Origin of the sequence: Teichococcus rhizosphaerae (assembly GCF_002631185.1) — a bacterium.
In the GTDB taxonomy this organism is placed as follows: domain Bacteria; phylum Pseudomonadota; class Alphaproteobacteria; order Acetobacterales; family Acetobacteraceae; genus Pseudoroseomonas; species Pseudoroseomonas rhizosphaerae.
In genome coordinates this window covers 54635-70544 of sequence record NZ_PDNU01000008.1, presented here as the reverse complement: position 1 = coordinate 70544, position 15910 = coordinate 54635, and the positions used below count along the sequence as shown (strand labels likewise).

Annotated in this window: 13 protein-coding genes and 1 tRNA gene; 9 read left to right on the top strand and 5 right to left on the bottom strand. The window is 71.3% G+C overall.

Features of this window, described 5'->3' with window-relative positions; all coding sequences use genetic code 11:
• Positions 1-58: 58 nt before the first annotated feature.
• Both CR162_RS07030 and CR162_RS07025 read left to right on the top strand, forming a co-directional pair.
• Positions 59-1174 carry a trypsin-like peptidase domain-containing protein gene (locus tag CR162_RS07030; RefSeq protein WP_099094830.1) on the top strand — a complete coding sequence of 372 codons (1116 nt, stop codon included), beginning with the start codon at positions 59-61 and terminating at the stop codon, positions 1172-1174.
• Positions 1175-1301: 127 nt separating this feature from the next.
• Positions 1302-2501 (top strand): M20 aminoacylase family protein, encoded by a 1200-nt coding sequence (locus CR162_RS07025; RefSeq protein WP_099094829.1) that lies wholly within the window; start codon positions 1302-1304, stop codon positions 2499-2501.
• Between the two features lie 45 nt (positions 2502-2546).
• Here CR162_RS07025 and CR162_RS07020 read toward each other — a convergent pair whose 3' ends face one another.
• A complete protein-coding gene (locus tag CR162_RS07020; protein ID WP_099094828.1) occupies positions 2547-4367 on the bottom strand; it encodes a PHA/PHB synthase family protein in 1821 nt (606 codons plus the stop codon).
• 186 nt (positions 4368-4553) lie between these two features.
• On the opposite strand from CR162_RS07020, the gene CR162_RS07015 reads away from it, so the two are divergent.
• The 5 genes from CR162_RS07015 (at position 4554) to recJ (ending at position 10608) form a co-directional block, all read left to right on the top strand.
• The gene (locus tag CR162_RS07015) at positions 4554-5141 is read left to right on the top strand and encodes a hypothetical protein (protein WP_141563096.1); all 588 of its coding nucleotides are present in this window, start codon (positions 4554-4556) and stop codon (positions 5139-5141) included.
• A gap of 103 nt (positions 5142-5244) precedes the next feature.
• The gene (locus CR162_RS07010) at positions 5245-6468 is read left to right on the top strand and encodes an LL-diaminopimelate aminotransferase (RefSeq protein WP_099094826.1); all 1224 of its coding nucleotides are present in this window, start codon (positions 5245-5247) and stop codon (positions 6466-6468) included.
• The gene (locus tag CR162_RS07005) at positions 6468-7760 is read left to right on the top strand and encodes a homoserine dehydrogenase (RefSeq protein WP_099094956.1); all 1293 of its coding nucleotides are present in this window, start codon (positions 6468-6470) and stop codon (positions 7758-7760) included. The genes CR162_RS07010 and CR162_RS07005 overlap by 1 nt, the downstream gene beginning before the upstream one ends.
• 69 nt (positions 7761-7829) lie before the next feature.
• Positions 7830-8813 carry a class II fructose-bisphosphatase gene (glpX, locus tag CR162_RS07000; RefSeq protein WP_099094825.1) on the top strand — a complete coding sequence of 328 codons (984 nt, stop codon included), beginning with the start codon at positions 7830-7832 and terminating at the stop codon, positions 8811-8813.
• 25 nt (positions 8814-8838) lie between these two features.
• A complete protein-coding gene (gene recJ, locus CR162_RS06995; RefSeq protein WP_099094824.1) occupies positions 8839-10608 on the top strand; it encodes a single-stranded-DNA-specific exonuclease RecJ in 1770 nt (589 codons plus the stop codon).
• Between the two features lie 72 nt (positions 10609-10680).
• On the opposite strand, the gene CR162_RS06990 is transcribed toward recJ, so the two are convergent.
• The gene (locus CR162_RS06990; RefSeq protein WP_099094823.1) at positions 10681-11604 is read right to left on the bottom strand and encodes a manganese catalase family protein; all 924 of its coding nucleotides are present in this window, start codon (positions 11602-11604) and stop codon (positions 10681-10683) included.
• A gap of 207 nt (positions 11605-11811) precedes the next feature.
• Positions 11812-11887, bottom strand: a tRNA-Glu gene (locus CR162_RS06985).
• Between the two features lie 457 nt (positions 11888-12344).
• On the opposite strand from CR162_RS06985, the gene CR162_RS06975 reads away from it, so the two are divergent.
• On the top strand, positions 12345-13682 hold the full coding sequence (locus tag CR162_RS06975) for a phosphatase PAP2 family protein (protein WP_141563095.1): 1338 nt from the start codon (positions 12345-12347) through the stop codon (positions 13680-13682).
• Between the two features lie 58 nt (positions 13683-13740).
• Positions 13741-14613, top strand: coding sequence for a diacylglycerol/lipid kinase family protein (locus CR162_RS06970; protein WP_099094820.1), 873 nt, complete (start codon positions 13741-13743; stop codon positions 14611-14613).
• 21 nt (positions 14614-14634) lie between these two features.
• On the opposite strand, the gene CR162_RS22765 is transcribed toward CR162_RS06970, so the two are convergent.
• Both CR162_RS22765 and CR162_RS22760 read right to left on the bottom strand, forming a co-directional pair.
• A complete protein-coding gene (locus CR162_RS22765; protein WP_141563094.1) occupies positions 14635-14820 on the bottom strand; it encodes a hypothetical protein in 186 nt (61 codons plus the stop codon).
• Between the two features lie 7 nt (positions 14821-14827).
• On the bottom strand, positions 14828-15844 hold the full coding sequence (locus CR162_RS22760) for a sulfate ABC transporter substrate-binding protein (RefSeq protein WP_281254959.1): 1017 nt from the start codon (positions 15842-15844) through the stop codon (positions 14828-14830).
• Positions 15845-15910: the final 66 nt, after the last annotated feature.

Genomic DNA, 15910 nt, shown 5'->3' with positions numbered 1-15910 from the left:
GCCGATATGAATATCCGGGGCCATCGCGGCGGATGGCAGCACTTCCCCGGAGCGGCCGATGACCTTCCAGGTCAGTGACGACCATTATCCCGGCACGGCCATCGCCTATATCGAGGCGCAATGGGGCGACCGCGTCCTTGCGGGCAGCGGCGTGCTGGTGGGGCGCAACGATGTCCTCACCGCCTCCCACCTCATCTACAATGCGAGCCTCGGCGGGCTGGCGGAGCAGGTCCGGGTCTATTTCTCCTTCGAGCCCGGAGAGCCTGGCGCGGTCGCCCATTCTCCCGTCCAGCTGCGCTATCACGCGACCCACAGCCTGGACGGAAGCGGGCTGATCCCCTCCGGCGACGGCGCGGGCGCGACCCTCGCCCATGGCGAGCTGGACATCGCGCTGCTCTCCATCCCCGCACCCGTGGGCGACCGGCAGGGCTGGTTCGGCTTCTCGGGCGGCTTTCCCGGCGGCCCCGTGGGCGTGCTGGGGCATCCGGCGCTCTACGGGCACCGGCTGATGTTCGATGACGGCTCGATCCGCCGCGACCCGCTGGAAAACCTCTTCTGGGTGAATGCGGATCTGGAGATCAATCCCGGCAATTCCGGCGGCCCGATCTACTACGACCATGGCGGCGGGCCGTTCGTGGTGGGGGTGGTCTCCACCCGCTCCTTCGCCGCGGCGGTGGACCGCCATCTCGGCTGGATCCAGGCGGAGATGGGGGTGAATGACCGCTTCCTGACGCCGGGGGAGGACGTCTTCCGCTTCTACAACACCGGCTCCGGCGCGCATTTCTACACCGGCAGCGCCGAGGAAGCCTATGATGTCGCGCTCTCCATGCCGGGCCTGCGCTTCGAGGGCACGGCCTTCTCGACCTCGGCCGATGCGGCGAGCGGTGTCGGCGTTCACCGCTTCTACCGCCCCTCCTCCGGCAGTCACTTCTACACCGCCAGCGCGGAGGAGGCGGCGTGGCTGCGGGCGGAGCCGGGCTTCCGCCACGAAGGGATCAGCCACTACGCCCATGGCGAGGCAGGCGCGGGGCGCGACGCGGTCTTCCGCTTCCACAACACCGAGCGCGGGGTGCATTTCTACACCACCTCGGCGGCGGAGCGGGACAGCATCGTCCAGGCGCTGCCGCAATACCGCTACGAGGGCATCGCCTACTACGTGGACGCGGTGGCCTGAGCGGCGCCGGACCCTGACAGCCGGAGGAAGGCCCGGGTTTTCCGCGCCTGGCCGGCGGGGCGGTGTTGCCATCGGGGCGCGGCGGGGCAAGGCTGGCGGGATCCGCAACCGCAGGAGTGCCGCCCCCGTGCCGCAAGAATCCGATCCCCGCGTCGCCGCCATCGCCGCCGAGGCGACGGAATGGCGCCGCCACCTGCACGCCAATCCCGAGCTGTCCTTCGAGGAGCACCAGACCAGCGACTTCGTGGCGGCGAAGCTGGAAAGCTGGGGCATCGCGGTGACGCGCGGCATCGCGGGCACGGGGCTGGTCGGCACGCTGCGCGGCGCCAGGGGCCAGCAGGGCGCCAATGCGGGCCGCGCCATCGGGCTGCGCGCCGACATGGACGCGCTGCCCATGCAGGAGATGACCGAGGACCTGCCCTACAGATCCACCCGGCCCAACGTGATGCATGCCTGCGGCCATGACGGCCACACCGCCATGCTGCTCGGCGCCGCGCGCTACCTGTCCGAGAAGCGCGATTTCGAGGGCACCGTCCATTTCATCTTCCAGCCCGCCGAGGAGAAGGGCGGCGGCGGCCGGGTGATGGTGGAGGAGGGGCTGTTCACCCGCTTCCCCTGCGACGCGGTGTACGGCATCCACAACGGCTCCAACGTGCCGAAGGGCCAGTTCGTCATCACCCGCGGCACCACCAACGCGGCCGCCGACACGGTGAAGCTGACCGTGCGGGGCCTGGGCGGCCACGCCGCGCGGCCGCACCAGGCGCTGGACCCGGTGCTGGTGGCCTCGCACATCGTGGTGGCGCTGCAGAGCGTGGTCAGCCGCCGGGTGGACCCGCTGGATTCCGCCGTGCTCTCGCTGTGCAGCATCCATGGCGGCAGCGCCTGCAACGTCATCCCCGAGGAGGTGGTGATCGAGGGCACGGTGCGCACGCTGCGCCCCGAGACGCGCGACGAGATGCAGCGCCTGCTGACGGAGGTGGCCACCGCCACGGCCACCGCGCATGGCGCCAGCGTGGAGATCGACTACGAGCGCGGCTACCCGCCCGTGGTGAACAGCGACGGGCCGGTGGAGCGCGCGCGCCTGGCGGCGGCGAATCTGGTGGGCGAGGGGATGCTGGTGCGCGAGGCGCCGCCGACCATGGGCGGCGAGGACTTCTCCTACATGGCGCGCACCGTGCCGGGCTGCTTCATCCGCCTCGGCCAGATGGACCCGGGCAAGCCGAATTTCTCCACCCACCACCCGCGCTACAACTTCAACGACGACATCCTGCCTACGGGCATCGCCTTCTGGTCGTCGCTGGTGGAGCAGGAGCTGACCCCGGGCTGAAACGGGCTGGGCCGGGGGGTGCCTTTCCCCCGGCCTTGTTCTCCTCTAGTCGGTGGCCATCACCTTCACATAGCTCCCCGGCGCGTCCTCGATCGCCGGCAGCCCGCCCTCGCCCGGCATGCGCGCCGGCACTTCCTCCTTGTCCAGCCCGCTCACCCAGCGGTGCCAGTCCGGCCACCAGGAGCCGGCGAACTCGGTGGCGGCCCCGAACCAGGCTTCCGGCTCGGGCGGCAGGCTCTCGCCCACCCAGTGGCTGTACTTGCCGGATTCCGGCGGGTTGGCGACGCCGGCGATGTGCCCCGAGGCGGCGAGCACGAAGCGCACCGGACCGCCATAGATCTGCGTCGCCTTGTAGGTGCTCTTCCAGGGCGCGATGTGGTCCTCGCGCGTGGACAGGATGTAGGTGGGCAGCTCGAGCTTCCGCAGGTCGAGCGGCACCCCGGCCAGGGTGATGCCGCCGGGCTTCACCAGGTCGTTCTGCTGGTACATGCGGCGCAGGTAGAAGCTGTGCATGGCCGCCGGCATGCGGGTGCTGTCGTCGTTCCAGTAGAGCAGGTCGAAGGGAAAGGGCTCCTGCCCCATCAGGTAGTTCTGCACCACGAAGGACCAGATCAGGTCGTTGGCGCGCAGCATGTTGAAGGTGGTCGCCATCTCGCGGCCCTCGAGGTAGCCGCGCTTCTGCATCCGCTCCTCGAGCGATTGCAGCTGCTCCTCGTCGATGAAGACGGAAAGCTCGCCCGCCTCGGCGAAGTCCACCATGGTGGTGAAGAAGGTGGCGGACTTGATGCGCGTGTCCCGCTTCACCGCCATGTGCGCGAGCGTCGAGGCCAGCAGCGTGCCGCCCAGGCAGTAGCCGATGGCGTTCACCGCCTTCTCGCCGGTGGCCTTCTCGATCGCGTCCAGCGCGGCGTAGGGGCCTTCGAGCATGTAGTCCTCGAAGGATTTCTGCGCGAGCCGCTCGTCCGGGTTGACCCAGGAGACCATGAAGACGGTGTGCCCCTGGCTCACCGCCCAGCGGACGAAGCTGTTCTTGGGCCGCAGGTCGAGGATGTAGAACTTGTTGATCCAGGGCGGCAGGATCAGCAGCGGCCGCTTCAGCACCGTTTCCGTCGCCGGCGTGTACTGGATGAGCTGCATCAGGTCGTTCTGGAACACGACCTTGCCGGGCGAGACGGCGATGTTCTCGCCGATCCTGAACTTGGTCTCGTCCGTCATGCGGATGCGCAGCTTGCCCTTGCCGCGCTCGAGGTCGGAGAGCAGGTTCTGCAACCCGCGCAGCAGGTTCTCGCCGCCCGTCTCGGCGGTGCGGCGCAGCACCTCGGGGTTGGTCATCAGGAAGTTCGAGGGGCTCATCGCATCCACGAACTGGCGGGTGTAGAAATCCACCTTCTGCGCCGTCTTGGGGTCGAGGTCGTCGGCCGCGTGCGCCACGTTGGTGAAGTAGCGGGCGGAGAGCAGGTAGGACTGCTTGATGAAGTCGAACACCTCGTTGTCGCGCCACGCCTCGTCCTTGAAGCGGCGGTCCTTCGGGTCCTCGGCGATGACGGGGCTGACCTCGCCGCCCCACATGCGGCGGGCGGTGTTCTGCCACAGCGTCATGTAGTCCTGCCAGAAGCCAAGCTGCGCCTGCATCAGCCGCGCAGGGTTGGTCATCAGCCGGGTGGTCATCTCCATGAAGGCGGAGCCGATATGCGCCGGGTCCGGCGCGTCCGCCGCGCCGCCCGGCCCGTCATCCGCCTGGCGGCGCAGGAAGTCGGCCACGATGCGCTGCCCACGCTCGGCCACGTCCGCCATGGTGCGGGACACCAGGGCGGGATCCGGCAGGCGGAAAGCGCCCGGGTCCGGGGGAGTGTCGTCCTTGGCCATGCGTCCCTCCGCGCCTTTGGCGCCTGCTTCCTGCGATGCCGCCGGCCTGCCTTGTGGCACGCCGTTCCTGAAGCCCTGGTTTCGCTGCACGGGGAACCGGGGCGTGGCGGCGCGGTTCCGCGCGGCCTTCCGCCAGCCCCGCCTTTCGGGCTAATGCCCTGGGCGATGGACGATAAGAGGCGGACCATGGACCAGCGCAGCGACCGAGGCCGCCTACAAGGTAGGGCCCGCGCGAGGGGGCATCAAGCAGCCTGCGGCGCGGTGCTGGCGGCGCTGCTGCTGGGCGGCTGCGTGGGCTCGCCGACCGAGGGGCCGGTGGAGTTCTGGAGGAACGCCTTCGGCGCGCCGCTGGAAGGCCGGCCGCTGCCCCCGGGCACGGAAGGGGCGTATCCCAGCATCGCCTCCGTGCCGCCCGCGCCGCCCCGCGGCGCCGCCTCCGAGCGCGAGGCGCTGCGCGACGCCCTGGCCGATGCGCGCAGCCAGTCCCGCACCCCGGTGCTGCCGGGCCGGCCCGTGCCGCCGCCGCCGGCGGGCGCCGAGAGCGCCGGGCAGGTGCCGCTGGCGCCCCCCCGGCCGCCCCGCCTGAGCGCCGCCCCGCCGGTGCCGCGCGGCAGCCCGGATGCGGCGCCCGGCCTCGCGCCCGCGCCTGCCGCGCCGGACCTGCCGGCCGACCCCGGCGCGCCTCCGGCGCCACCCCCCGCCGAGTTCATGGCGCCATCCCCGCCCGCGCCTCCCGCGGGCGGCATGGCCGCCCCGCCGCCGCCGCGGCTGTAGCCGCCCGCGCGCCCGTTTCCGCGGGGGCGCGATCTGCTCTATGGTCACGGCCCCGATTCACCGACTACTTCGCTTGTTCCAGTTCGCACGGACCCCCAAGGCCATGACCGAGGAATTCCACCGCATCCGCCGCCTGCCGCCCTATGTGTTCGCCGAGGTGAACCAGGCCAAGGCCAAGGCACGCGCCGCGGCCGAGGACATCGTGGACCTTGGCATGGGCAACCCGGACAGCCCGACGCCGCCGCACATCGTGGCCAAGCTGGTCGAGGCGGTGCAGAACCCGAGCACGCATGGCTATTCGGCGAGCCGCGGCATCCCCGGCCTGCGCCGGGCGCTGGCCGGCTATTACGCGCGCCGCTTCAACGTGAAGCTGGACCCGGAAACCGAGGTGGTGGCCACCCTCGGCTCGAAGGAGGGGCTGGCCAACCTCGCCGCCGCCATCTCCTCGCCGGGCGACACCATCCTGGTGCCGAACCCCTCCTACCCGATCCACCAGTTCGGCTTCATCATCGCCGGCGCCTCGGTGCGCTCCATCCCGCACACGCCGGATGACGAGATGCTCTCGGCGCTCGACCGCGCTGTGCGCCATTCCGTGCCGAAGCCCACCGCGCTGATCGTCAACTTCCCCTCGAACCCGACGGGGCTGATGGCGGGGCTCGATTTCTACAAGGAGATCGTGGCCTTCGCGAAGAAGCACGAGATCTTCGTGCTCTCCGACCTCGCCTATGCCGAGCTGTACTACGGCGACAAGGTGCCGCCCTCGATCCTGGAGGTGGAAGGCGCCAAGGACGTGGCGGTGGAGTTCACCTCCATGTCCAAGACCTACAACATGGCCGGCTGGCGCATGGGCTTCGCCGCCGGCAACCCGCGCCTGATCGCGGCGCTGACGCGGGTGAAGTCCTATCTCGACTACGGCGCCTTCACGCCGATCCAGGTGGCCTCCACCGCCGCGCTGAACGGGCCGCAGGACTGCATCGAGGACATGCGCCGGCTCTACCGCGAGCGGCGCGACGTGCTGGTGAAGGGGCTGAAGCAGGCGGGCTGGGACGTGCCCGTGCCGGAGGCCGGCATGTTCGTCTGGGCGCCGGTCCCGGAGCGCTACAAGCACCTGGGCTCGGTCGAGTTCAGCAAGCTGCTGCTGGCGCGCGCCAAGGTGGCGGTGGCTCCCGGCCTCGGCTTCGGCGAGCATGGCGACGGCCATGTGCGCATCGCCATGGTGGAGAACACCCACCGCATCCGCCAGGCGCTGCGCGGCATCCGCGCCTTTCTGGCGACCGACAATGGCGGGCCCGTCGCGGAGCCCGCCGCCGCTGAACTGGTGAAATGATGACACGTCCGCTTTCCGTCGCGGTCGCCGGCCTGGGTACGGTCGGCGCCGGCCTGCTGACCCTGCTGCGCGACAATGCCGAGATCATCGCCGCCCGCGCCGGCCGGCCGATCGTCGTCACCGCCGTCTCGGCACGCGACCGCAGCCGCGACCGCGGCGTCTCGCTCGATGGCCTGCGCTGGTACGAGGACCCGGTGGCGCTGGCCGCCGACGGCCAGGCGGATGTGGTGGTGGAGCTGGTCGGCGGCAGCGACGGCCCGGCGCGCGCCCTGGTGGAGGCGGCGCTCGCCGCCGGCAAGCCGGTGGTGACGGCGAACAAGGCGCTGCTCGCCCTGCATGGCGCGGAGCTGGCCCGGGCCGCCGAGGCGACGGGCGCGACGCTCGCCTACGAGGCGGCGGTGGCGGGCGGCATTCCCGCCATCAAGGCGCTGCGCGAGGGGCTGGCGGGCAACCGCATCCGGCGCGTCACCGGCATCCTCAACGGCACCTGCAACTACATCCTCACCAACATGCGCGAGCAGAAGCGCGAATTCGCCGACGTGCTGGCCGAGGCGCAGAAGCTCGGCTACGCCGAGGCCGACCCCTCCTTCGACATCGACGGCGTGGACGCGGCGCACAAGCTCGCCATCCTGGCGGCGCTGGCCTTCGGCCGCCCCGTCGCCTTCGGCGACGTGCATGTGGAGGGCATCCGCGCCGTCTCCGCCCTCGACATCCGCCTGGCCGACGAGCTCGGCTACCGCATCAAGCTGCTCGGCATCGCGCAGCGGGAGGAGGGGGGCATCGCCACCCGCGTGCATCCCTGCATGGTGCCGGCGAGCCACCCCATCGCGCGGGTGGATGGCGTGTTCAACGCCGTGGTGGCGGAGGGCGACTTCGTGGGCCGCGTGGTGCTGGAAGGGCGCGGTGCCGGCGCCGGCCCCACCGCCAGCGCCGTGGCGGCGGACCTGATCGACATCGCCCGCAACCGGCAGACCCCCGTCTGGGGCGCGGCGGCGGCGGCGCTGGACGGCGAGCCGGCGCTGCCCATGGCGCAGCACCACGGCGCCTACTACCTCCGCCTGATGGTGCTGGACCGCCCCGGAGTCATCGCCGACGTCACCGCCACGCTGCGCGACCACGGCATCAGCCTGGAATCGATGATCCAGCGCGGCCGCGCGCCGGGCGAGGCGGTGCCGGTGGTGCTGACCACGCATGATTGCCACGAATCCGCGATGCGCGCCGCCCTGGCCCGCATCGGCGCGCTGGAGGCGGTGCTGGAGCCGCCCGCCTTGATCCGCATCGAATCCCTTTGACGAGCGTTGGCGGGGCTGTGCCGGCCTCGCGCCGGGTCAGGACCCGCACCGGGAAAGACAGGAGCCACCATGCGCCGCGACACCACCCCCGTTGACCGCAATCTCGCCCTCGAACTGGTGCGCGTCACCGAGGCTGCGGCGCTGGCCGCCAGCCGCTGGATCGGCCGCGGCGACAAGAACGCCGCCGATGGCGCGGCGGTGGACGCCATGCGCAAGGCCTTCGACACCATTGCCATCAGCGGCACGGTGGTGATCGGCGAGGGCGAGATGGACGAGGCGCCGATGCTCTACATCGGCGAGAAGATCGGCCTGGGCGGCCCCAAGGTCGACATCGCGGTCGATCCGCTGGAGGGCACCACCATCTGCGCCACCGGCGGGCCGAACTCCATCGCCACGCTCGCGGTGGCCGAGGATGGCGGCTTCCTGCACGCGCCCGACATCTACATGGACAAGATCGCGGTGGGCCCCGGCCTGCCGGCGGGCGTCGTCGATCTCGATGCCTCCCCGGGCGAGAACCTGCGCGAGCTGGCCAAGGCGAAGAAGGCCGAGATCAACGACCTCGTCGTCTGCATCCTCGGCCGCGACCGCCACAAGGAGATCATCCGCGCCTGCCGCGAGGTCGGCGCGCGCATCATGCTGATCCCCGATGGCGACGTGGCCGGCCTCATCGCCGTCTCGCAGCCGAATGCGGGGGTGGACATGTATCTCGGCTCGGGCGGCGCGCCGGAGGGCGTGCTGGCGGCGGCGGCGCTGCGCTGCATCGGCGGCCAGATGCAGGGGCGGCTGCTCTACGAGGATGAGGGCCAGATCGCCCGCGCGCGCGAGATGGGCATCACCGACCCGCAGAAGAAGCTCACCGCCGAGGACATGGCGCAGGGCGACGTGATGTTCGCCGCCACCGGCGTCACCGGCGGCCCGCTGCTCAAGGGCGTCCGCCGCGGCCCGACCTCGGCCTACACCCACTCCATCATCATGCGCAGCAAGACCGGCACCGTCCGCTACATCGAGGCGCACCACAACTTCTCCCTGAAGCCGCGTGCTTTCGTTGACTGACGCCATCGTCACGCACGGGGAGGGGATGCCGGCCGAGGCGGTGCTGGGCGTCGCCCACTCCGCGCAGGGGCGGCGCTGGATCTGGCGGCAGGGCGATTCCCGCATCGGCCTCGCCATCGCCCAGCGCCTCGGCCTGCCGGAGCTGGTGGGGCAGCTCCTCGCCGCGCGCGGCGTGGGCATCGAGCAGGCTCCCGTCTTCCTGGAGCCCACCCTCCGCGCCCTGCTGCCCGATCCCTCGGTGCTGCTGGACATGGACCGCGCCGCCGCGCGTCTGGCGCGGGCCGTGCAGGCGGGCGAGCCCGTCGCCGTGTTCGGCGACTACGATGTGGACGGCGCCTGCTCCGGCGCGCTGATGCTGCGCTTCCTGCGGGGGCTGGGCTGCCCGGTGCGCGCCTATGTGCCGGACCGGCTCAAGGAGGGCTATGGCCCGAACCCCGCCGCCATCGCCGCGCTTTGCGCCGAAGGGGCCACGCTGATCGTCTGCGTCGATTGCGGCATCGCCGCGCATGAGGCGCTGGAGGCGGCGCGGGGCCGGGCGGATGTGGTGGTGCTGGACCACCACAAATCCGAGGGCCCCGTGCCCGCCGTGGCGGCGGCGGTGAACCCCAACCGGCTCGACTGCACCTCCGGCCTGCGGCATCTCTGCGCCGCCTCGGTGGCCTTCATGGCGGCCATCGCCACGCTGCGCACGCTGCGCCGCGCCGGTTTCTTCGCCGACCGCCCCGAGCCCAACCTCCTTTCGCTGCTCGACCTCGTGGCCCTGGCCACGGTGTGCGACGTGATGCCGCTCACCGGCCTGAACCGCGCCCTGGTGACGCAGGGGTTGAAGGTGATGGCGCGCGGCGAGCGCCCCGGCATCTCCGCCCTGCTGGAGGTGGCACAGGCGCGCGACGCGCCTTCCGCCTACACGCTGGGCTTCCTGCTGGGGCCGCGCATCAACGCCTCGGGCCGCATCGGCGAGCCGGATCTCGGCCTGCGCCTGCTGGCCTGCGACGACCCCGTCGAGGCCCGCGCCATGGCCGAGCGCCTGGATGTGGTGAACCGCCGCCGCCAGGAGGTGGAGAGCGAGGTGCTGGCCGCCGCCTTCGCCCAGGCCGAGGCGCAGGCCGAGGCCGGGCACCCGGCGCTGCTCGTCTGCGGCGAGGGCTGGCATCCGGGGGTGGTGGGCATCGTCGCGGGGCGGGTGAAGGAGAAGTTCAACCGTCCCGTCTGCGTGGCGGGGGTGGCGGAAGGGCTGGCCAAGGGCTCGGGCCGTTCCGTGCCAGGGGTCGATCTTGGCGCGGCGGTGATCGCGGCGCGCCAGTCGGGCCTGCTGGCGACCGGCGGCGGGCATGCCATGGCGGCCGGCTTCTCCTTCCGCATGGAGCAGCGCGACGCCTTCCACGCCTTCCTCGACGAGCACCTCTCCCACGCCGCCACCCTGCCAACCAGCGCGGACCTTGTGGTGGACGGGACGCTGCTCGTCCCCGCCGCGACGGTGGCGCTGGTGGAGCAGGTGGCGCGCCTCGGGCCGTTCGGCGCCGGCAACGAGGAGCCGGTCTTCGTTTTCCCGCGCGCCCGCATCGTCCGGGCCGACCGGGTGGGCAAGGAAGGCAACACCATCCGCGCCTTTGTCGAGGGAGAGGGCGGGGGCCGGCTGAAGGCGGTGTGCTTCCGGGCGCGCGAGGGCGCGCTGGCGGATCTGCTGCTGAACAGCCGCGGCGTGCCCGTGCATCTGTGCGGCGCGCTCAGGGCCGAGAGCTGGAACGGTAACGTCTCGGTCAGCCTGCATGTGCAGGACGCGGCCATGGCCTGACCGTCGCGCCCTCCTGCGCGGAGGGCGCTGCCGCCGGGCATGGCGGCCGGCCCTGTCGGCCGGCCGCTTTCCTCAGCGGGACGCCTTGTAGAGCTTGGTGGCGATCTCGAACATCTCCTCGGGCGCGTAGTCCGGCGTGAAGGCCGAGGGGATGCCCGTCAGCTGGTGGATCTTGCCGCCCTCGGGCATGCCGTCCACCACTTCCAGCTCACCCGGCGGATCGGTCGGCAGGGCCTGCTCGCCATTGCCCCAGATGCCGGAGATCTCCTTGTAGTCGTTCGGGCTCCAGGTGTAGAGCCGGCGGTGCGAGCCTTCCTGGAGGTACTTCTGGCACTCCGGGATCTTGTCGAGCGGAATGTTCGGCGTCGGCAGGAACTTCTCCAGCTCCACCCCCGTGATCTGCTTCAGCGCCAGCGCATAGGCATGCGCATGCACCGAGCCGCGCACCAGGAGGTAGCCGCAGACCTCGCGGCCTGTCGGATCGGACAGGGTCTCATAGACGCGCAGCTTGTGCAGGCGCGCGCCGCATTCGAGGTGGAAGTTGTGCAGCAGGTCCACCACCACGTTGCCGGTGGTGGTCACCATGTCCGCGTTCCAGGACATGCTGTTGCTGTTCACCGGCAGGGCGCCGCCGCCGGCGGAAGCGAAGCTGGCGAAGGAACGGATGTCCTTCATCGCCTCCATCGGCGTCTTCGAGATGTCGCCGCCGCTGGCCATGTCGCCGTCATTGTCCGGCCCGTTGGCCAGCATCGCGACGCCGTTGCTGACCAGCTCGACATGGCCGAGCTCCTCGGCGGTGATGCTGGCGACCAGGCTGTAGAACGGCCTGAGCTTGTCCTTGCTGCGAAAGTTGAAGCTCTGGAACATGTAGTTGCCCAGGGTCGACATCTCGCCATATTTCCCGCCCAGCAGTTCCTGCAGGGCGGCGGCTGCGTTCGGATCGGCCTTCCGGGGTGCCGGAAGGGCTGCCTGAAGCTTGTCAACGCGCATGAACATCTCAGCATCCTTCGGGAGGAAGTTCCCGCCTCAGGAACATCCGAGAAGGCGCCGGGTTTTCCGCCCTCTCATCCCGCGCCGGGATAAGGGGAAGGCGCAGCCTTTCGGCTCAGCCTTTGGCATGGACTGGGAAGAAGGAGGGCGCCCCATTTCCAGGCGCCTCGGCAGCGATCTGGTTCCGGGAATGGATCGCGAAGGCCGGAGAGATGGCGTCCCCAACGGGATTCGAACCCGTGTTACCAACGTGAAAGGCTGGTGTCCTAGGCCTCTAGACGATGGGGACCTGCGCCATGATTGCCGCACGCCCTGAGGTGAAGCGCGACGGCGGCGGCTTACTAACCCAGGAGGGGCAAGGCGTCTAGGGGTTGTCGTGAGGCCCGGGGCCGGCACCTCGGTCATGCCGGGGCGGCGGACAAGCTGCGCTGTCCAGGCGAGCCAGCGGCCCAGGCGATGGAGCAGATTTGCCGCTGGTGTCGGAGGCCCTCGCGGCCATCCGGGCGGCGATGGAGACTGTGCGGGAGCATGTTGCCGCGGCCGTGCAGCCGGCTGCCGGCGCCGTCACCGGAAGGCAGGATGCCGCGCGGGTTCTGGTGCGTTGCGCCACACGCCAAGCCGGCGGGCAGACGGCAAACAGGCAAAGACGGTGGGTGAGGGAGGCGCAATGAACCCTCTGTGAGGGCATCGGAGGGCAGGCAAAGAAGCCTTGCGGAGTGTCTATAAAGAATCAGAATATTCACGAAATGATAACAAATTTTCCAAACAACCCCGCCCCTTCCAAGGGTGTCTCCGGACAACGCCTGGAGCGCATCCTCCCCTCCACCCACGCGCAGCAGATCTTCCCCTTGTGCCGCTTGCTGGCCGGTGCAGCCCTTGTCCTGCTCCTGCTGCAGGAAGTCATATCGCGCAGCCTCGGCATCGTCGCGCCGAGCCACTATCTCAGCCCCACCTTCCTGTCTCCCGCCGCGCTGGCGGCCTTTGCCCTGTTCGCCATCCTCAGCACCCGCGCGGAGCGGATGCGGGTGCTGCGCATCGGGCTCGGCCTTGAGGCGGTGCGGATCTGCCTGCATCTCCTCGCGGGCCGCGACCCCCTCAACCTCCTCCTCTTCCCCGGCTTCGGGCTGGGGGTGGCGACCTGGGGGTTCCTCGCCCACCAGGTCCTGACCAGCGCCGGCCCGCGCCGGCAGCGGTCGCTCGACATGCTGGCCGCCGCCCTGGCGGTGCCATTCGGCCACCTGCTCCTCTGGCCCTGCATCCTGGCCACCATTCCCCTGCTGCCCAACCTCCAGGACAACATGCTGATCCGCCTGGACGCGGCGCTCGGCTTCCAGCCAGCCGCGCTGGTCGGGCTGATGTTCCGCGAGGCGCCGTTGCTGCACGTCCTGCACCTGGTGATCTACTTCCAGATCCCGCTCGCCATGTATGTGGTCGCGGCGCTGGAGGAGCGGGCGCAGCGCCGGACGGGGGTGGGGCTGATCCCCGCCTGCCTGGTGGCCGCCGTGATCGGCTACGGCCTCTATGTCATGATGCCGGCGATCGGCCCGCGGCCCTATTTCGGCGATGGCTTCGCCGAGGCCATGTGGCACCTCGCCGCCCTGCCCACCGAAACCGTGGTCAACACCGCCAATCCGCGCAACGCCGTCCCCTCCCTGCACATGACCTGGGCGCTGCTGATCTACCTCGCCGCCCGGCAGGAAGGTCCGCTGGCCCATCTGGGCGCCATCGCCTTTGCCCTGGGCACCGCCCTGGCGACGCTCGGCCTCGGAGAGCACTACTTCATCGATCTCGTGGTCGCCGTTCCGCTGGTGCTGCTGGTGCGCGCCATCTGCGCCTTCGGCGTCCCGCTGGCCCGGCCCCAGCGCTGGGTCCCGCTCGGCCTGGGCGTGGTTCTCCTGCTCGGCTGGTCCCTCATCATCCGGCAGATCCTCGACCCGACCGGCATTCCGGGTCTGGCGCCGCTGCTGATGCTGGGGACCGTGGCCCTCTGCTTCTCCGCCGAGCGGGTGCTGCTCCGGCTCGAGCGGGGCGTGCAGGACACGCAGCTCTGGCGGCTCGGCGCCGTCGCGGGAACGTCCGACTGAGGCGCCCCCGCATGACGACAGCACCGGGAACCGCTCTCGGAGAGGCAAGCCGCGCCGCATGCTGATCATCTTCAATCCCACCGCCGGGCCCACCCGGCGGCGGAACATGACCCGGATCCTCTCGGTGCTGCTGGAGCAGGGCATCCAGGCAGAACTGGCCACGACCGCCCATGCCGGCCATGCCGAGGAGATCGCGCGGGAAGCCGCGCGGGAGGGGAGGAGGGTGGTGGCCGCGGCGGGGGGCGATGGCACCATTGCCGAGGTGGCCAGCGGGCTGGCGGGCAGCGGCACCGCGCTCGGCATCCTGCCGCTCGGCACCGTGAACGTGCTGGCCTGCGAGCTCGGCATCCCCCGCACACCCGAGCGCGCCGCGATGGTGCTGGCGCAGGGGCGGATGGCGGCGCTCCGTCCCGGCATGGCACGCTTCGCGGACGGGCGGACGCGGCTTTTTCTGCAGATGCTGGGCGCCGGCTTCGACGCGGCCGTGGTCGCCGAGCTGAGCCTGCCGCTGAAGCGGCAGATCGGCCGCGGCGCCTATGTCTGGCAGACGGTCCGGCAGCTCTCCGCCTACCGGTTCCCGCCGGTGACCGCCTGGATCGACGGCAAGGCCGAGGTCGCGGCCAGCGTCGTCGTCACCAAGAACCGCTTCTATGCCGGCCGCTACGAGCTGGCGCCCGAGGCGCTGCCTGGCGAGGAGGGCTTCCATGTGGTGCTGTTCCGCCGCTCCGGCGCGCTGGCCACGGCGCTCTACGGCGCGGCGCTGCCGCTCAACCTGCTTCCCCGCATGGCGGGCGTGGAGATCCGGCGCGCCAAGGCCGTCCGGCTGGAAGGCCCTGCGGCCCTGGCGCAGATGGATGGCGACCCGGCCGGCGCCCTTCCCGTCGAGATCGACGACGCACCGGGGCCGCTGCGGGTGCTGCTGCCGCCCTGAACGCCCGGCCCGCTGGGGCGCTCAGGGCGGAAAGGCGCGGGCCGCCAGGGGCGTGATCCGGCAGGGCTGCCCCACCCGCAGGAGGCCCTGCGGCGTTTCGGCCTCGATCACATGGCCGGCGAGCTCCAGCTCGGCATGGGCATGGCCGCCGGCCGGGCGCTGGCTGCGCAGAATGGCGTTGGCCTGGTCCGGGCCCGCCGCCTCCACCTTCCATTCATGCGCCCGGATGAAGGCCTGGACCGGCCCGTCGCCCGCCGGGGCGGCCCGCAGCGCCCCGCGCGGCAGGGGAGACAGGGGCAGCGCGCCGAAATGCAGCATGCCGCCCGCGAGCCGCGCCGGCAGCCGCGCCGCATGCCCGAGGAAGCCGGCGACAAAGGCGGTGTGCGTCCACCAGCCGCGCGGGGGTGTCGAACTGCACCACCCGCCCGGCCTCCATCACCGCCACGCGGTGGGCCAGCTCCAGGGCCTCCTCCTGGTCGTGGGTGACGAAGATGCTGGTCAGGCCAAGCTCGGTGTGCAGGTCGCGCAGCCAGCGGCGCAGGCCCTTGCGCACCTCGGCGTCGAGCGCGCCGAAGGGCTCGTCGAGCAGCAGCAGGCGTGGCTCGATGGCCAGGGCCCGCGCCAGCGCCACGCGCTGCCGCTGCCCGCCCGAGAGCTGCTCCGGCAGCCGCCTCTCCAGCGCGCCGATCTGCATCCGCTCGGTCTTGGGGTTGGGGGTGATGACGGCGACGCCGGGCCGCGCCAGGTCTCCCCAGTCCCGCAGCCCCTTCGGGTTGCCCTTGCGCACCAGGAAGACGATGGTGCTGGTATAGGGCGCGCTGTTGTGCGGCAGGCGCTTCTGCCAGCCGGGATCGATCAGGCCGCGCCCGGCGATGGCGTCGATGTCATGGGCGAGCGCCAGGGTGACGACATCGGCCTGCAGCCCGTCGATCACCGAGCGCGCCTGCCGGCCCGAGCCGCCATGCGAGGTGTTGACCCGCACGGACTGGCCGGTGCGGGCCTGCCATTGCGCGGCGAAGGCGGCGTTGAAGGCGCGGTAGAATTCCCGCGTCGGGTCGTAGGAGACGTTGAGGAGGTGCCCCAGGCCCTCGGCCGGCGCGGGAAAGGGAGCGGCGGCGGCCAGGGCGGAGCCCAGCAGGGCCCGGCGGGACAATGCGCGGGACAATGCGCGGGACGAGGCGCGGGGCAAGGCGCGGGGGAACACGAGGCGAGACAGGGCGGGCGGGGTCATCGCGACCTCCTCATCTCTCTGTGGCCCGATCATCCAGCCCGGGCGGGCGGGATGCAACGTTTCTGT